Here is a 17,565-nt window from a genome sequence, read left to right as displayed (position 1 = left end):
TTCATTATAGGAGGAACCGTGTCGGACCTGGTACTCATCGCGGGAGCCGGACCCACCGGATTGACCCTGGCCCTCGATCTCGCCCGCCGAGGTCTCACAGTGCGGGTCATCGACCAGGCCGCCGAGTTCTTCGCGGGCTCCCGCGGCGACGGCATCCAGCCCCGCACGCTGGAGGTCTTCGAGGATCTCGGGGTACTGGACGCGGTGCTCGACGCCGGAATGCCCACGCCGGTGATGCGCGCGTACTTCGGCGGCGAGTTCGTCGGCGAACGCCGGATGGCCGAACCGGTCGAGCCGACGCCCGCGGTCCCCTACCCCAACCTGTGGGTCCTCGGGCAGTCCCGCACCGAGGCCATCCTGCGGGAGCGGCTTGCCGAATTCGGGGTGCGCGTGGAGCTGGGCACGGCGTTGCTCTCCTTCGAACACGACGCCGCCGGCGTGACCGCGACTATCACCGGCGGCGAAACCGTCCGTGCCGCATACCTTGTCGGCGCAGACGGCGGCCGCAGCACCGTCCGCAAAACCCTCGACATCCCCTTCGAAGGCACCACCGACGAATCCCTCCGCATGCTGCTCGGCGACGTCCGCGCCGACACTCTCGACCACGAGTACGGCTACTGGTTCGCCGCCTCCGCCGACTTGCCGATGGCAGGAATCGCGTTGTCCCCGTTGCCCGGTGGCCGGCACTTCCAGCTGGCCGCACCGCTCCCCGATGACGTCGAACCCACCCTGAAAACCTTGCAGGAGTTCATCGACCGCTACTCGGCCCGCACCGACATCACCCTCACCGACCTGACCTGGGCGACGGTCTGGCGTCCGAATATCCGCCTGGCCCAGCGCTTCCGGGCGGGCCGGGTCTTCCTCGCAGGCGATGCCGCCCACGTCCACCCACCCACCGGCGGCCAAGGCATGAACACCGGCATCCAGGACGCCTACAACCTCGGCTGGAAACTCGCCGCGGCGGTCTCCGGCGACGAATCCTGGCTGGACAGTTACGAATCCGAACGCCGCACCGTGGCGGCCCGGGTCCTCGGCGTGAGCACCGAACTGCTGGACAAGCTCGTCGACGGCGACGAAGACGCCATGGAACGCGGCGAGCAGACCCGCCAACTGGACATCAGCTACCGCTCCCCCGCCGCCACCGGCGCACTGGTCGCCGGTGACCGCGCCCCGGACGCGCCCCTGAAAGACGCCGCCGGACAACCGGTCCGCCTCTTCGACCTGTTCCGCGGACCACATTCCACCGTGCTGCACTTCGGCGAAACAGGTCCGCTACCAGCAGTTTCCGGCGCGCTCAGCTATGCCGTCCTACGCCCCGGACAAACAGCGACCGGCCCCTCCATCGTCGATATCGACGGTCACGCCTACGCCGCGTACAACGCCACCGACGGAACCACCGTCCACATCCGCCCCGACAACTACGTGGCAGCCATCGACGGGTAACAGTCCCAGCCGGCGGAACCACGGCCCGAGTTCGGACCGAAACTGCATGACACCCTCAGGCGGGCAGCAGCCCCAGCACGCCACCGACCGAACCACCGCCTGGTACGACCGGAGACAACGAGGGGTTTCTCGGCGAGCCGGACGACAATCAGCGGAGCAGCACTGCGCGTCTCCGCCACTGCGGACCCGTCCCCTTGCCCGCACCGAACTGCGGCCGGAGGTCGAGCGCCCGACTGGCGTGGGAGTTCCCGCGAACACTGCGCTGGCGACGCCGTTCGAGCTGACCTGGCGGCGGCCGCAGCCACCCGGTCGTTCACCCACACACCTTGTCGCCCACTGAGTTCGGATCTTCCAGGTAGCGGACCACCTCGGCGTCGACGCAACTGTTCTCGTCGTTGAAGACAGCGCAGTGTCCGTCGCCCTCGCGAATGAGCAGCGGACTCTTCATGTACTTCGCCATGCGCTCGGCGTTGCCGACAGGGGTGGTCGGGTCGTGGCGGGTGCCCACGAACAACAGCGGCGCGGCGTGGTCGGCGCGCTCGGGTTTCGTCGGTAGGAGCTTGCCCGGCACGAACTTGCCGGGGAACGGCCACAGGTCGCAGTCCAGCAATGGGAACTGCACGGGGCGGGGGTTGAAGTTGTCGAAGGTGGCGGCGTCGTAGAGCGCTGCCGCCTGCTGCTGTACCGCCGCGCGATCGGTGGTCGGTTCCGCGATATCGGTGCAGGTGATGGCGGTGAGCGCGTTGGTGCCGGCGCTGTCCTGCCAGTCGGCGAAATGCCGGATCATGGTGCCGTCGCCCTCCCGGAGGTCCTGCAGCGCAAGGAGATACGGCTGCCACAGCGATCGCCACAGCAGTCCGGAGTAGGTCGCCGCGATGATGTCATCCGCCGTCACCGCATCACCCGCACCTTCGTCCACGGCGACGGGCCGAGCGTCGGCGTCGCGCAACAGCTGCTGGAAGGTCGCCTCGGCGGTGACCTGATCACCGAGGGGGCACTCGGTCCCGCCCCGCTGGTAGTCACCGGCGCAGTAGGCGGCCAGCCGGGTGAAGGTGTCCTGATAGCCGCGTCCTTGACCAACCAGCCACTCGTGCGGCCGCTCAGCGATATCGACGACTCCGTCGAGCACCGCACTACGGTAGTGGCCCGGAAACCGCAGCGCGTACATCGCGGCGATCTGGGTGCCGTAGGAGTAGGCGAGCAGGTTGATCTGCGCCTCACCCAGCACCGCGCGCAGGAGGTCGACATCGTTGGTCGCCTCATCGGATCCGATGTGGCGCAGTACGTCCAGGCCGGTGTCCCGCACGCAGGCCGCGACCTCCGCGCGTTCCGCCGCCTCGATCGCCACTGTGTCACCGGCGAAACCGGCATTGTCCAGTCCACCAGCACACTGGATCAACGGCGTGGACCGGCCGACCCCGCGCGGGTCGTAGGAGACGATGTCGAATTGCTCGAGTACTTCAGGCGGGTAGGCTCCCCCGATCAAGTCCAGCCCCGTGCCACCAGGACCGCCGCTGATGGCGAGCAACGCGCCCTTCCGCGCTCCGCTCGCCGGTAGTCGCGATACCGCCAGCCGCACCGTCGGCACGTCCGCGATCGAACGACCTTGCACACCTTGATAATCGAGCGGCGCCCACACCTGCGCGCACTGCTGGCCCGCGAAGGGCTCGTCGAACCAATCGCCGGTCTCCCCGTCTCCGCAGGGAACCCAGTCGACGGATTGCCCGTAGAAGGCATCCAGGCCCGGCGCGACACCCGTCGCATAATCATCTGTCCGCTCAGCGGTACAACCACTGAGAGACGCCGCGACGGTAGCTGACACAGCGACCGCGCATGTCGCCTTCACGGCGAAAGAAGCAACCGCACGGTATTTTTCACGCACTTGCAGAAGTTAGCAGCGCTCAACACCATCGAAACAATCAGCGACTCAGCTGAAGAAGTTGCCGATCGTGTCCCAGCCGAGCACGGAGTCCACCGCGAGGCCGCAGAAGACCACGGCCAGATAGTTGTTGGATTGCAGGAAGAGGCGCAGCGGCTTGACCGATTCGCCGCGCCGCACGCCGGAGTACAGCTGGTGGGCCATCAGCAGGAACCACGCACCGGCGACCAAAGCCACGGCCGCGTAGATGACGCCGGTCGCGGGCACGAGCGCCAGCGTGGTGAGCACCGTCAACCAGGTGTAGATGACAATCTGCTTGGTCACCACCTGCTCGGTCGCGACGACCGGCAGCATCGGGACACCGGCCGCCCGGTAGTCCTCCTTGTAGCGCATCGCCAGCGCCCAGGTGTGCGGCGGCGTCCAGAAGAAGATGACGCCGAACAGCGCGACCGCGGGCCAGCCGATGCCGCCGGTCACCGCGGACCAGCCGACCAGCGCGGGCATGCAGCCGGCCGCCCCGCCCCACACCACGTTCTGCGAGGTGCGGCGCTTGAGGCCGAGCGTGTAGACGAAGACGTAGAACAGGATGGTCGCGACCACGAGCAGGCCGCTGAGCAGGTTCGCCTGCCACCACAGCCAGGCGAACGAGGCAAGACCAAGCGCCACACCGAAAATGAAGGCGTTGCGGGTCGGGACGGCGTCGCGGGCGAGCGGTCGCTTGGCGGTCCGCTTCATCACCTTGTCGATATCGGCGTCGGCGACACAGTTCAGCGTGTTGGCGCTCGCGGCGCCCATCCAGCCGCCGAACAGGGTGACCAGGATCAGCCGGATATCGACGTTGCCGCGGTCGGCGAGCAGCATCGTCGGAATGGTCGCGACGAGCAGCAGCTCGATGACGCGCGGCTTGGTCAGCGCGATGTAGGCCAGGGGGCGGCGCAGTAGTCGGGAGACGAGCCCGTCGCCTTGCAGCCGGTCGGCGAGCGCCGTCGAAGAGCCGTGCGCATCCGCGATATTCGCCGGCGCAGGAGCGGGATTGTCACCCGGCTGTTGCCCAATCCGCACTGTCTCTCCTCGCACGTTTGTGCATCGCATCCGGCCATGGAATTCGCAGCCCGCGGCTCAGGCGGCGGGGCTACTACTACAGAGGATGGTAGACCCTCGGCAGGGATGCTCCCGCTCGCGCCCCCGCTCCGAGGCCGCGCCCACGGGCGTGCAGACCGGTCGGCAGCTGTCAATACCCGCCGGTAAGCCGGGTTCCCGCAACCCCGGTCACGCGGCACATCTAGGGTGGTGTGGACACACTCCCCCGTCGACGAAACCAATGTCAGGAGAACCTCGGTCGTGTCAGTGACAGACGACATCCGCGCCCTCACTCAGCCGAACTACCCGGACGACTGGACGGATCTGGACACCAAGGCCGTCGACACAGTACGGGTGCTGGCCGCCGATTCGATCCAGAACGCCGGAAACGGTCATCCCGGTACCGCGATGAGCCTGGCGCCGCTCGCGTACTCGCTCTACCAGCGCACCATGCGCCACGATCCGAGCGACCCGAGCTGGGTCGGCCGCGATCGCTTCGTGCTGTCCTGCGGTCATTCCAGCATCACCCAGTACATCCAGCTGTACCTGGCCGGTTTCGGCCTGGAGCTGGGCGACCTGCAGACACTGCGCAAGTGGGGCTCGCTGACCCCGGGTCACCCGGAGTTCCGGCACACCGACGGCGTCGAGATCACCACCGGCCCGCTGGGCCAGGGTCTGGCCTCCGCGGTCGGCATGGCGATGGCGGCGCGGCGCGAGCGCGGCCTGTTCGATCCGGCCGCCGCGCCCGGCGCCAGCCCGTTCGATCACTTCATCTACGTCATCGCTTCCGACGGTGACATGGAAGAGGGCGTCACCTCCGAGGCGTCGTCGCTGGCGGGTACCCAGCAGCTGGGCAACCTCGTCCTGATCTACGACGACAACAAGATCTCCATCGAGGACGACACCACCATCGCCTTCACCGAGGACGTGGCCGCGCGCTACGAGGCCTACGGCTGGCACGTGCAGGTCGTCGAAGGTGGCGAGGACGTCGTCGCGATCGAGGCGGCGCTGGCGGCGGCCAAGGCCGAGACCGCGAAGCCCTCGATCATCGTGCTGCGCACCATCATCGGCTACCCGGCCCCGAACAAGATGAACACCGGCGCCGCGCACGGCGCCGCGCTGGGCGCCGACGAGGTGGCCGCCACCAAGAAGATCCTGGGCTTCGACCCGGACAAGAACTTCGACGTGGCCCCCGAGGTCATCGCGCACACCCGCAAGGCCGTCGAACGCGGCCAGGCGGCGCACCAGGAATGGCAGCAGCAGTTCGACGCGTGGGCCGCGGCCAACCCGGAGAACAAGGAGCTGTTCGACCGGTTGGCCAAGCGCGATCTGCCCAAGGGCTGGGCCGAGAGCCTGCCCACCTGGGACGCGGATCCCAAGGGCATGGCCACCCGCAAGGCCTCCGGCAAGGTGCTGGCCGCGCTGGCGCCGGTGCTGCCGGAGCTGTGGGGCGGTTCGGCCGACCTCGCCGAGTCCAACAACACCACGATGCCCGACACCCCGAGCTTCGGCCCGGAGTCGATCTCGACCGGCATGTGGAAGGCCAACCCGTACGGCCGCACCCTGCACTTCGGTGTCCGCGAGCACGCCATGGGCTCGATCCTCAACGGCATCGCGCTGCACGGCCCGACCCGTCCGTACGGCGGCACCTTCCTGGTGTTCTCCGATTACATGCGCCCGGCGGTGCGCCTGGCGGCGCTGATGCGCGTGCCCGCGATCTACGTCTGGACCCACGACTCCATCGGCCTCGGCGAGGACGGCCCCACGCATCAGCCGATCGAGCACCTGGCCGCGCTGCGCGCGATCCCCGGCCTCAATGTGGTCCGCCCCGGCGACGCCAACGAGACCACCTACGCCTGGCGCACCATCCTGGAACGGGATTCCGCCGAGCACACCTCGCACTTCTCGGTCTCCGACCTGCCGCATCAGGACGGCCCGTCCGCGCTGGCGCTGACCCGCCAGGATCTGCCGATCCAGGAGGGCACCAGCTACGAGGGTGTGCAGAAGGGCGGCTACGTGCTGGCCGAGGCGTCCACCGGCACCCCCCAGGTGGTCTTGATCGCCACGGGTTCGGAGCTCCAGCTCGCCGTCGACGCGCGCACTACGCTGGAGGCGCAGGGCATCGGTACCCGCGTGGTCTCGATGCCGTGTGTGGAGTGGTTCGACGCGCAGGACAAGGCCTACCGCGACGAGGTGCTGCCGCCCGCGGTCAAGGCCCGGGTGTCGGTCGAAGCCGGTATCGCGATGCCGTGGCACCGATTCGTCGGTGACGCGGGCGAGATCGTCTCGATCGAGCACTTCGGCGCCTCGGCCGACTTCAAGACCCTGTTCCGCGAGTTCGGCATTACCACGGACGCTGTTGTCGCTGCCGCGCAGCGCACGCTCGAAAACGTGAAGGGATAAATTCCTATGTCGCAGAACGAGAATCTCGCCGCCCTGTCGGCGGCCGGTGTCTCCGTCTGGCTCGACGACCTCTCCCGGGACCGCATCCAGTCCGGCAACCTGGCCGAGCTGATCAACACCCGCAGCGTCGTCGGCGTCACCACCAACCCGACCATCTTCCAGGGCGCGCTGAGCCAGGGCCACGCCTACGACAAGCAGGTCAAAGAGCTTGCCGCCCAGGGCGCGGACGTGGATTCGGCGATCCGCACCATCACCACAGACGACGTGCGCGCGGCCTGTGACGTGCTCGCCGGGGTGTACGAGGCCTCCGGCGGCGTCGACGGCCGGGTCTCCATCGAGGTCGACCCGCGCCTGGCGTTCGACGCGGAGAAGACCACCGCGCAGGCCATCGACCTGTGGAAGACGGTCGACCGCCCGAACCTGTTCATCAAGATCCCCGCCACCGAGGCCGGCCTGCCCGCGATCTCCGCGGTGCTGGCCGAGGGCATCAGTGTGAACGTGACGCTGATCTTCTCCGTCGCCCGCTACCGCGCGGTGATGGGCTCCTACCTGGACGGCATCAACAAGGCCAAGATCGCGGGCCACGATCCGGCCAAGATCCATTCCGTCGCTTCGTTCTTCGTCTCCCGTGTGGACACCGAGATCGACAAGCGTCTGGAAGCGATCGGCACCGAGGCGGCGCTCGCGCTGCGCGGCAAGGCCGGCGTCGCCAACGCCCGCCTCGCCTACACCGAGTACCAGGACGTGTTCGACGGCGGCAAGCACACCTCCACCTACGCCCACCTGGCCTCCTCCGGTGCGAACCGGCAGCGGCCGCTCTGGGCGTCGACCGGTGTGAAGAACCCGGACTACTCCGACACCCTCTACGTCACGGAATTGGTCGCCGGGAACACGGTGAACACGCTGCCGGAGAAGACCCTCGAGGCCTTCGCCGATCACGGCGAGACCCGCGGCGACACCATGAGCGGCACCGGCGCCGCGGCGCAGGAGGTCTTCGACCAGCTCGCCGCCGTGGGCATCGATCTCGCCGACGTCTTCGACGTGCTCGAGCGCGAAGGCGTGGAGAAGTTCGAGAAGTCCTGGGAGGAACTGCTTTCCGCCACCACCGAAGAACTGCGTGGAGCGGGGAGCAACTGACCACGATGGCCGGCACAGCGGAGTTCAACAAGAACACTCCCCGCACTCGCGGGAAGGCGCCGAAAAACCCGCTGCGTGACGAGCGGGACAAGCGAGTTCCACGCATCGCGGGGCCGTGCAGCATGGTGATCTTCGGGGTCACCGGCGATCTGTCGCGGAAGAAGCTGATGCCGGCCATCTACGACCTGGCGAACCGGGGGCTGCTGCCCCCGGGCTTCGCGCTGGTCGGATTCGCGCGGCGCGATTACGCGGACGAGGATTTCGCGCAGGTCGTGCTCGACGCGGTGAAGTCGCATGCCCGCACGCCGTTCCGACAAGAGGTGTGGGATCACCTGGCCGAGGGCTTCCGGTTCGTCCAGGGCTCCTTCGACGACGACGCGGCCTTCGCCCGGCTCGCCGACACCCTGGCAAACCTGGACAAGGAACGCGGCACCGGCGGGAATCACGCCTTCTACCTGTCGATTCCGCCGGACATGTTCCCGGTGGTGCTCGATCAGCTCTCCGAGCACAAGCTGGCGCACGGCCCCGGCCCGGTGGCCGACGGGCGCGAGCCGTGGCGGCGCGTGGTGATCGAGAAGCCCTTCGGACATGATCTGAAGAGCGCCGTCGAGCTCAACGCGCTGGTCAACGGCGTGTTCCCGGAGGAGACGGTGTTCCGCATCGATCACTACCTTGGCAAGGAGACGGTGCAGAACCTGCTGGCGTTGCGTTTCGCGAACCAGCTGTTCGACCCGATCTGGAACGCCAACTACGTCGATCACGTGCAGATCACCATGGCCGAGGACATCGGATTGGGCGGGCGCGCAGGCTATTACGACGGCATCGGCGCCGCCCGCGATGTCATCCAGAACCATCTGCTGCAGTTGCTCGCGCTGACCGCGATGGAAGAGCCGATCAGCTTCCAGCCCAAGCAGTTGCAGACCGAGAAGATCAAGGTGCTCTCGGCCACGAAACTCGTCGCGCCGCTGGATGAGACCACCGCGCGCGGGCAGTACTCCGAAGGCTGGCAGGGCGGCGAGCACGTGGTCGGGCTGCTCGACGAGGAGGGTTTCGACCCGCAGTCGCGCACCGAGACCTACGCCGCGATCACCCTCGAGGTCGACACCCGCCGCTGGGCCGGGGTGCCGTTCTACCTGCGCACCGGAAAACGCCTGGGGCGGCGGGTCACCGAGATCGCGATCGTGTTCAAACGCGCGCCGCATCTGCCCTTCGATCAGACCATGACCGAGGAACTCGGTCAGAACGCCCTGGTCATCCGGGTGCAGCCGGACGAGGGGATCACCATGCGATTCGGCTCCAAGGTGCCCGGATCCAGCATGGAGGTGCGCGACGTCAACATGGATTTCAGCTACGGCGAAGCGTTCACCGAGTCCTCCCCCGAGGCCTACGAACGCCTCATCCTCGACGTGCTGCTCGGGGTGCCGTCGCTGTTCCCGGTGAACGAGGAGGTCGAATTGTCCTGGAGCATCCTCGATCCGGTGCTCGATCACTGGGCCGCGGGCGGTAAACCCGAGTCCTATGAGGCGGGCACCTGGGGTCCGTCCTCCGCCGACGAGATGCTGGCGCGCACCGGCCGGGAATGGCGGCGCCCGTGATCGTCGACATGCTCGACACCACTACCGGCGCGGTCACCAAGCGCCTGGTGCAGCTGCGCGAAAGCAACGGTGTCATCACCATGGGCCGGGTGCTCACCCTGGTGGTGTGCACGCTGGACAGCTCCGAGGCCGAGGACGCGATCGACGCCGCCAACGACGCGAGCCGCGAACATCCCTGTCGCGTGGTCGTGCTGGCGCGCGGCGACCGGGAGGCCCCGACCAAGCTGGACGCGCAGATCCGCGTCGGCGGGGACGCGGGCGCGGCCGAGGTCATCGTGCTGCGGTTGCAGGGCGAGCTGATCAACCACGAATCCAGTGTGGTGATCCCGTTCCTGCTGCCCGACACCCCGGTGGTGGCCTGGTGGCCGCGCGGAGCGCCGGAGTTCCCGTCGAAGGATTCGGTGGGCCGCCTGGCGACCCGCCGGATCACCGACGCGACCTTCGCGCCGGATCCGCAGGCCACCATCAAGAAACGGCTCGACTCCTACGCCCCCGGCGACACGGACCTGGCGTGGAGCCGCATCACCTACTGGCGGGCGCTGCTCACCGCCGCGTTGGACGAACCGCCGTACGAACCGATCGAGAACGTGACGATCTCCGGTCTGCGCGAGGAACCCGCGCTGGACATGCTGGCCGGCTGGCTGGCCGGACGCCTCGGCTGCCCGGTGCATCGCCAGACCGGTGACCTGCGGGTGGAGTTGCACCGATCCTCGGTGTCCATCGCCATCCAGCGGCCGCAGCACGGCCGTACCGCCACCCTGACCCGCACCGGCGACCCCGATCAGCGCATCGCCCTGGCCCGCCGGGAAACCCGCGACTGCCTCGCCGAAGAACTGCGCCGCCTGGACGCCGACGACATCTACGTCGAGGCCCTCGCCGGAATCGAGAAGGTGATCTATGACTGACCGCACCCCCGCCGACACCGTCGCGGTCCACCCCGACACCGAAGCGCTGGTCGCCGCGGCCGCCGTCCGCTTCGTCGAGGTGGTCGTCGAAGCCCAGGCCGCACGCGGTTCCGCCTCGGTCGTGCTCACCGGCGGCGGCACCGGCATCGGCCTGCTGGAACAGGTCCGCAAGTCCCCCGGCACCATCGACTGGTCCAAGCTCGACATCTTCTGGGGCGACGAACGTTTCGTGCCCGCGGGCGATCCCGAGCGCAACGAGCTCCAGGCTCGCGAGGCCCTGCTCGACCACGTCCCGGTCGACCCGTCCCGGGTGCACCCGGTCGCCCCCTCCGACGGCGAATACCCGGACCCGATCGAGGCCGCCGCCGAATACTCGGCCGCCGTACACGCACACTTGGCCGAACACGGCGCCTTCGACCTGCACCTGCTCGGCATGGGCGGCGAAGGACACGTCAACTCCCTGTTCCCCGACACCGACGCGGTCCGCGAGGCCCACGAACTCGTTGTCGCGGTGACGAATTCGCCGAAACCACCCCCGGTCCGCGTGACACTCACGCTCCCCGCGGTCCGCCGCACCCGCCACGTGGTGCTGGTCGTCGGCGGCGCCGCCAAGGCCGAAGCAGTCGCCGCCGCCATCGGTGGCGCCAAGCCGGTCGACATCCCCGCCGCAGGCGCTCAGGGCACGGAGTCGACTACCTGGTTGCTCGACAAGGACGCGGCCGCCGACCTTCAGCACTGACGGTAGCGCGGCTTCACCCACGAAGGACCGGTCAGCCACGCGCGGCCCGCGCGGACTCCCCGGTGGGCGCAAAGTGTCGATAACCCAGGGTGAGTTGACGGAATTCTTCCGGCGAGATGCGCACCGGTCGGGATTTTTCCGTTGATTCCGGGTGGAATCTGGTGACCCGGGCAGCGTTTGTCGGCAATGATCGCTGCATGACCGAACAGCGAGTCGATCTGGATGGACGGTTTCGGGCCGCGATCTCGGCGTTGCGGCCGCCGGTTGGCGTGGGCGATCGGGGTGGGTTCGGGGAGGGTGAGCTCCTGGAGTTGTTCGAATCGCAGGCTGCGAGCAGGCATCTGGATCTGGCGGCGCGCAAACTGGGGGTGGAGCGGCGCGGTTATTACAGCATCGGGTCATCCGGGCATGAGGGGAATGCGGCGGTGGCGGCGGCGCTGCGGGTGAGTGATCCGGCGTTGCTGCACTATCGGTCGGGGGCGTTCTTCGTGCAGCGGTGCCGGCGGGTGCCGGAGCTGGATCCGATTCGGGATGTGTTGCTCGGAGTGGTTGCGGCGGCGGCTGATCCGATATCGGGCGGGCGGCACAAGGTTTTCGGCAGCAAACCGGCGAACATCATTCCGCAGACCTCGACCATCGCGTCGCATCTGCCGCGGGCGGTCGGGTTGGCGTTCGCGCTGGAACGGGCTGCGCGGCTCGGGATTTCGAGTGAGTGGCCCGCGGATTCGGTGGTGGTGTGCAGCTTCGGTGATGCGTCGGCCAACCACTCGACCGCCGTGGGGGCTATCAATACCGCGATTCACACCGCACACCAGGGTGTTCCGATGCCGATCCTGTTCGTGTGCGAGGACAACGGGATCGGGATCAGCGTGCCGACTCCGCCGGACTGGATCGAGCAGGCCTACGGTGTGCGGCTCGGCTTGCAGTATTTCTACGCCGACGGCTCCGACCTGATCGATACGCTGACCACGGCTTCGGCTGCCGCACAATGGGTTCGCGAGCACCGCAAACCCGCGTTCCTGCGGCTACGCACCGTGCGACTGCTCGGCCACGCCGGCTCCGATGTCGAGGCCGCCTACCGCCGCCCTGCCGACATCGCCGCCGATCTGGACCGCGACCCGGTGCTCGCGACCGGCCGAATGCTTGTCACGACGGGCATCGCCAGTCCGGAGCAAGTCCTCACCCGCTACGACGACATCGCCCATCGCGTCTCCGCCATGGCCGAATTGGTCTGGCGCGAGCCGAAACTGACTTCCGCGCCTGCCGTGACCGCCCCACTCGCACCCTCGCACCCTGACGAGGTGCGCAACGACGTGCTTCGATCGATCCCGTCCGGCGATTCCCCCAGTTCGAGCGGTGACACTCGGATGACCCTGGCGCAGGCCATCAATCGCACTCTCGCCGACCTGCTCGAGCGTGACCCGGATGTCCTGGTGTTCGGTGAGGATGTGGGCCGGAAGGGTGGCGTCTACGGCGTCACCAAGGGGCTGCAGAAACAGTTCGGGGCTCGGCGCGTCTTCGACACGTTGCTCGATGAGCAAAGCGTGCTCGGCACAGCGCTCGGTGCGGGACTTGCCGGGTTCGTGCCGATTCCGGAGATTCAGTATCTGGCCTACGTACACAACGCCGAGGACCAGCTACGGGGTGAGGCGGCGACGCTGTCGTTCTTCTCGCACGGCCGCTATCGCAATCCGATGGTGGTGCGGATCGCCGGGTTGGCCTATCAGAAGGGGTTCGGCGGGCACTTCCACAACGACAATTCGCTTGCCGCGCTGCGGGATATCCCCGGTTTGGTCATCGCCGTACCGTCGCGCGCCGATGACGCCGCGGCCATGCTGCGCACCTGTGTGTCGGCCGCGCGGGTGGACGGGCGGGTATGCGTCTTCGTCGAGCCGATCGCGCTCTATCACACCCGCGACCTGCACACCGGCGATGACGCCTGGCCCGCGCCGATCGATGGTGACCATGTGGAGCTGGGCAGTGCCCGGATCTACGGGGACGGAACCGATCTCACCATCGTCACCTTCGGCAACGGCGTTCCGATGAGCTTGCGGGTGGCGCACCGCCTGCACGAGCACGGGCACGGCACCCGCATCCTGGACCTGCGCTGGCTCGCTCCGCTCCCGATCGACGATCTGCTCGAGCATGCCCGCGCCACCGGCCGAGTGCTGGTCGCCGACGAAACCCGCCGCAGCGGAGGCGTTTCCGAAGCGGTCTGCACGGCCCTGATCGATGCCGGTTTCGACGGTCGCCTCGCCCGCGTCACCAGCGCGGACAGTTTCATTCCGCTGGGTCCGGCCGCCGCCACCGTCCTGCTCGACGAAGCCGCGATCGAGACCGCGGCGGGCAAACTGCTCGCCGAATAAGGCACGCGTGCTCGTTTGGCGTGTTTCGGATTCACCCGCCACGCCCGGGAAATACAGTGGACTGGCCACGGCCCCGCAGGGAAAGGACAGCCGCATGACCACGATGTCCACGCTCGGCGAAGTGCGACCCGAGCACGATCGCGATGCCGATCTCGTCCTGCTGCACTACCTGCGGTCCTTCCGGCTGCCGGTGCTAGAGGTCTGGTCCGCCTGCACCGATCGCGGTCAGTTGTCGCGCTGGCTGGGCCCCGTCTCCGGCGGCAACGGCAACCTCACTCTCGCACTGCTCGACGGTCCGGTCCCCGGCCCCCTCGCCGTCCGCGTGGATCATTGCCTCGCCCCGCACGAGCTCGTCCTGCACGTGGACGGCTGCTTTCTCGAACTGCGCCTCACCCAGGTCGGCGTCCTCACCAACCTGGAACTGATCCGCCGCCACCTCTGCCCCGCCGACGCCCCCGGCGTCGGCCCCCGCTGGCAGTACGTCCTGGACCGCCTGACCGCCTACCTCGCGGGCCAGCCCCTCCCGAGCTGGTCCGAATACCCGGCCCTGGCAAGCGAATACCAGTAGGTCACTGCCGATTCTGCGCGGCGAGCCACAAGCCTGTGGACCTGGTGAGCGCACACCAGAGCGTCACCGACGGGCAAGCCAGCAACACAAGAAAGAAGACGAACCCAGCGGGTCGCACCGAATGGCTGACCGAGTAGCCGGGATTCATGACGAACGCCATCAGAATGAATCCCACGATATGGCCGGCCACCGCGAACCCGGAGCCGAGAACGATCAGCGCCCGCCCTACGTAGGAACCGGCGTAGCACAGGAAGGCGCCGGCCAGCAGGAACAGCCCGGCGAAGCCGAAAGCGAAGACGATCAGGTCGAGCGTGTCCGCGCGTTGCTGCTCATAGGGCTTGGTGTTCGCCGATTCCGCGTAGGCCATGAACGCACCGAACATCATCGCCAGCCCGCCGAGCACGGCAAGCGTGGCCGCGGCATAGGCCGTGGAACTGCTCTGCCGCAGGTCGGCATCGGAGATCATGCGGCAACCCTAACCGGCGCTGCATGCCGGAAGGCCCAGTGGCGCAGCATCTTCGGTACCTCTCCACACAATCTGCACATCGCGAGCGCGACAGTAGGTCAGAAGAAGAAGCCCGCGATACCCGCGCCCGGCTTCGCCCGGGCCGCGCGCGCCCAGCCGACGCAGGACTCGATCGCTTCGAGCACGTAGGGGTCGAGGTCGGCGTACTGCTCCGGAGTCGTCGCGGCCCACTGCTCCAGCAGTTTCGCGCACTCGTCGGCGGTCCACTCGCCGTAGCTGGGTACGAAGTCCGGGCGCGGCAGTTCCGGCGGCAGGCTGCCGTAACAGAAGTCGCTGACCCGGGCGTCGATGCCGAGCGCCGCCATGCCCTCGTCGACGAGTTCGAGCCAGCCGCTGCGGAACGGGCTGAAAGAGCTGTTGTTGAGGAACCGGCCGTGGAATTCGCAGATCGCTTGGTAGGCATAGCCGTACAGGTACGCGTAGGACTCGTCGAAGGGCCCGCCGTCGATCACCGCCCGAACCGCCTCGTATTTGCGTGGCGCACCCGCCTCGATCTCACTGGACCAGTACTCGTCGGCGTGGGCGAACTGCGCTTTGAACCGGCCGCCCATCATGCGCCGCAGCTTCTCGTCCCCGGATCCGATCGCGGAGCGGACTGTGTCGAGATCGACCAGGTAAAGGCTCAGGCTGTAACTCATGGCGCGACAGTATCCAGACCCACCGACAGATCCGCTTATCGAAACCTTATGAGCTACAGCCTGTTCGGGAACCCGCTAGGACTGCCGCAGCAGATCCCGCAGGTGACCGATGAGCAGCGTGTTCACCTCGTCGGTGCGTTCCAGCTGCACCAGGTGCCCGGCGTCGGAGATCTTGGTGACCTCGCGCAGGTTCGGGACGTGCGCCTGCATGGTGCCCAACGGGTCTCGGCCGCTGAAGCCTTCCATGTCGGGGTCGCGGTCGCCGTACATGAAGTAGGCCGGGACGGTGACCTTCGACTCGGCGTAATCGGCCGTGAGTTCCCAGTTGCGGTCCAGGGCGCGATACCAGCTCAGCCCACCGGTGAAGCCGGTGCGATCGAATTCGGCTGCCAGCGTGTCGATGTCGCTTTCGGCGAACCAGCGCCACGGCAGCGCCGGGGCTTCCGGGAGCACGTCGAGGTACCCGGTGCCCTCCGCCGGATGCTGCCAGGTGTCGAGGTAGTGGTAGTCGGCGCTGAGCGAAAAGTACACGCGTTCCAGGAACGACTTCGGGTCCGCGGCCAGTTCGGCGTCGGCGGGGCCGGGCTGCTGGAAGTAATCCAAGTGCAGGAAGTGCCTTTTCGCGGCCCGCGCCCACAGTTCCGACGGCGCTTTGGGCGGGCGCGGAGCGAACGGATTGTTCAGCACGATGAGGCCGTCGACCCGCTCCGGCGCGCGGAGCGCCAGTTCCCACACCAGTTGTGCGCCGAAGTCCAGGCCGACGAATACCGCCTTCTCGGCGCCGATGTCGTCGAGTAGCGCCAGCAGGTCCCCGATGACCGCTCGGTTGGTGTAGGCGTCCGGGTCGTCCGGGACTTCGGTGCGCCCGTATCCGCGCAGGTCGGGGGCGATGGCGCGATACCCGGCCGCCGCCACGGCCGGCAGCTGCCGGTGCCACATGTACCAGGTGTGCGGGAACCCGTGGCAGAAGACCACCGGATGTCCTTCGCCCTGTTCCGCGACGTGCAACCGTCCACCGTCGGTGTCGATGAACCGATGCGCCGGTCCCTGCTCTGCAACCACGCTGCCTCCAAACCTAGAACGTGTTCTCATTTTCACGGTAGTGTCTCGGAGTCGTGAGTGGAATAGCGCAAAGGCTCGACGGAAAGATCGCGGTGGTCACCGGCGCCAGCCGCGGCATCGGCAAAGGCATCGCCCTCGAACTCGGCGCGGCCGGGGCCACGGTGTACGTCACCGGCCGCTCCGCGACCGCGGGCAGGTTGCCCGGCACGGTGGCCGAAACCGCCGCGCAGATCGACGAACTCGGCGGCAAGGGCGTCCCCGTCGTCTGCGATCACCGCGACGACGACGCCGTGGGGCAGCTCTTCGAGCAGATCCAGAAGGAGCACGGCCGCCTCGACGTGCTCGTCAACAACGTCTACAACTCCCCCGCCGCCGCCCGCTGGCTCGGCAAACCGTTCTGGGAGGTGCCACCCAAGGCGTGGGACGAAACCTTCGATGTCGGCGTCCGGTCCCATTACGCCGCAAGCCATTTCGCCGCCCCCCTGCTGATCGAAGCGGGCGGCCTGATCGTCAACATCTCGTCCCCGGGCGCCGAACGCTATATGCACAACGCGGTTTACGGCGTCGCCAAAACCGCCCTCGACCGCCTCACCGCCGACCTGGCGCACAACCTCGCCGACACCGGCGTCACGGTCGTCTCCCTCTGGCCGGGCATCGTCGACACCGAACTGCTGCAATTAGTCCCCGCCGACGCCGACGGCAACCGCCTCATCACCCTTCCCGGCGAAGGCACCTACAACCTGGCCGAGGCCGAAACCCCGCGCTTCCCCGGCCGCGCCGTCCTTGCCCTAGCCACCGACCCCCACCGAAAAACCCGCACCGGCAACGCCTTCCGCGTAGCCGACCTGGCCGACGCCTACTCCTTCACCGACGTCGACGGCCGCGTCCCCCGCGCCGACTGAGAAGTAATGTGACGAGGCAGCTGACAGCACAAAGCGAGGCGCGGCGAATGCCGCGCCTCGAGCGTCAACCCAGCCTCAGGCGAACTTGATCTCCAGGCCGATGCCCAGGATCGCGATCAACCAGATCAGACCGGTGAAGATCGTCATCCGGTCGAGGTTTTTCTCGACGACAGTGGAGCCCGAGAGGCTCGATTGCACGCCGCCACCGAAAAGGCTGGACAGGCCTCCGCCCTTCGCGCGGTGCAACAGCACGAAGAGCACCAGCAGCACGCTGGTGATGATAAGGAGGATATCCAGGAACATCCGCATGGCGATCAGTGTA

The 17,565-nt window shown here is 67.8% G+C and carries 15 protein-coding genes; 9 read left to right on the top strand and 6 right to left on the bottom strand.

Annotation, left to right across the window (positions count from 1 at the left end; genetic code table 11):
- Positions 1-18: 18 nt before the first annotated feature.
- Positions 19-1,443 carry an FAD-dependent monooxygenase gene (locus AB0M14_RS15175; RefSeq protein WP_364994342.1) on the top strand — a complete coding sequence of 475 codons (1,425 nt, stop codon included), beginning with the start codon at positions 19-21 and terminating at the stop codon, positions 1,441-1,443.
- 313 nt (positions 1,444-1,756) lie between these two features.
- Here the strand turns inward: AB0M14_RS15175 and AB0M14_RS15170 are convergent, their stop codons facing one another.
- Positions 1,757-3,055 (bottom strand): alpha/beta fold hydrolase, encoded by a 1,299-nt coding sequence (locus AB0M14_RS15170; protein WP_364994339.1) that lies wholly within the window; start codon positions 3,053-3,055, stop codon positions 1,757-1,759.
- Between the two features lie 315 nt (positions 3,056-3,370).
- Positions 3,371-4,291: a heme o synthase gene (locus AB0M14_RS15165; RefSeq protein WP_364995818.1), complete on the bottom strand. Its 921-nt coding sequence runs from the start codon at positions 4,289-4,291 to the stop codon at positions 3,371-3,373.
- A gap of 372 nt (positions 4,292-4,663) precedes the next feature.
- On the opposite strand from AB0M14_RS15165, the gene tkt reads away from it, so the two are divergent.
- The 7 genes from tkt (at position 4,664) to AB0M14_RS15130 (ending at position 14,115) form a co-directional block, all read left to right on the top strand.
- Positions 4,664-6,805, top strand: coding sequence for a transketolase (gene tkt, locus AB0M14_RS15160; protein ID WP_364994337.1), 2,142 nt, complete (start codon positions 4,664-4,666; stop codon positions 6,803-6,805).
- A gap of 6 nt (positions 6,806-6,811) precedes the next feature.
- Positions 6,812-7,942 (top strand): transaldolase, encoded by a 1,131-nt coding sequence (gene tal, locus AB0M14_RS15155; RefSeq protein WP_364994334.1) that lies wholly within the window; start codon positions 6,812-6,814, stop codon positions 7,940-7,942.
- A gap of 5 nt (positions 7,943-7,947) precedes the next feature.
- The gene (gene zwf / locus AB0M14_RS15150; RefSeq protein ID WP_364994332.1) at positions 7,948-9,537 is read left to right on the top strand and encodes a glucose-6-phosphate dehydrogenase; all 1,590 of its coding nucleotides are present in this window, start codon (positions 7,948-7,950) and stop codon (positions 9,535-9,537) included.
- On the top strand, positions 9,534-10,442 hold the full coding sequence (gene opcA / locus AB0M14_RS15145) for a glucose-6-phosphate dehydrogenase assembly protein OpcA (RefSeq protein ID WP_364995816.1): 909 nt from the start codon (positions 9,534-9,536) through the stop codon (positions 10,440-10,442). The genes zwf and opcA overlap by 4 nt, the downstream gene beginning before the upstream one ends.
- Positions 10,435-11,181, top strand: coding sequence for a 6-phosphogluconolactonase (pgl, locus tag AB0M14_RS15140; RefSeq protein WP_364994329.1), 747 nt, complete (start codon positions 10,435-10,437; stop codon positions 11,179-11,181). Before opcA ends, pgl begins: the two co-directional genes overlap by 8 nt.
- Before the next feature lie 197 nt (positions 11,182-11,378).
- On the top strand, positions 11,379-13,547 hold the full coding sequence (locus AB0M14_RS15135; protein ID WP_364994326.1) for a thiamine pyrophosphate-dependent enzyme: 2,169 nt from the start codon (positions 11,379-11,381) through the stop codon (positions 13,545-13,547).
- Positions 13,548-13,641: 94 nt separating this feature from the next.
- Positions 13,642-14,115 (top strand): hypothetical protein, encoded by a 474-nt coding sequence (locus tag AB0M14_RS15130; RefSeq protein WP_364994323.1) that lies wholly within the window; start codon positions 13,642-13,644, stop codon positions 14,113-14,115.
- Position 14,116: 1 nt separating this feature from the next.
- Here the strand turns inward: AB0M14_RS15130 and AB0M14_RS15125 are convergent, their stop codons facing one another.
- The 3 genes from AB0M14_RS15125 to AB0M14_RS15115 all read right to left on the bottom strand — a co-directional run bounded on the left by AB0M14_RS15125 (position 14,117) and on the right by AB0M14_RS15115 (position 16,341).
- Positions 14,117-14,581, bottom strand: a complete 465-nt coding sequence (locus tag AB0M14_RS15125; protein ID WP_364994321.1) for a hypothetical protein — start codon at positions 14,579-14,581, stop codon at positions 14,117-14,119.
- Between the two features lie 98 nt (positions 14,582-14,679).
- On the bottom strand, positions 14,680-15,279 hold the full coding sequence (locus tag AB0M14_RS15120) for a hypothetical protein (RefSeq protein WP_364994318.1): 600 nt from the start codon (positions 15,277-15,279) through the stop codon (positions 14,680-14,682).
- 75 nt (positions 15,280-15,354) lie between these two features.
- Positions 15,355-16,341: an alpha/beta hydrolase gene (locus tag AB0M14_RS15115; protein ID WP_364994316.1), complete on the bottom strand. Its 987-nt coding sequence runs from the start codon at positions 16,339-16,341 to the stop codon at positions 15,355-15,357.
- Positions 16,342-16,394: 53 nt separating this feature from the next.
- Here AB0M14_RS15115 and AB0M14_RS15110 point away from each other — a divergent pair, with 53 nt between their 5' ends.
- Positions 16,395-17,243, top strand: a complete 849-nt coding sequence (locus tag AB0M14_RS15110) for an SDR family NAD(P)-dependent oxidoreductase (protein WP_364994313.1) — start codon at positions 16,395-16,397, stop codon at positions 17,241-17,243.
- Positions 17,244-17,318: 75 nt separating this feature from the next.
- Here AB0M14_RS15110 and secG read toward each other — a convergent pair whose 3' ends face one another.
- Positions 17,319-17,552, bottom strand: coding sequence for a preprotein translocase subunit SecG (secG, locus tag AB0M14_RS15105; protein WP_364994309.1), 234 nt, complete (start codon positions 17,550-17,552; stop codon positions 17,319-17,321).
- Positions 17,553-17,565 lie beyond the last annotated feature (13 nt).

Origin of the sequence: Nocardia sp. NPDC051832, assembly GCF_040681285.1 — a bacterium.
Classification (GTDB): Bacteria; Actinomycetota; Actinomycetes; order Mycobacteriales; family Mycobacteriaceae; genus Nocardia.
The sequence above is the reverse complement of the archived record's forward strand: the minus strand, read 5'-3'. Positions and strand labels throughout refer to the sequence as shown.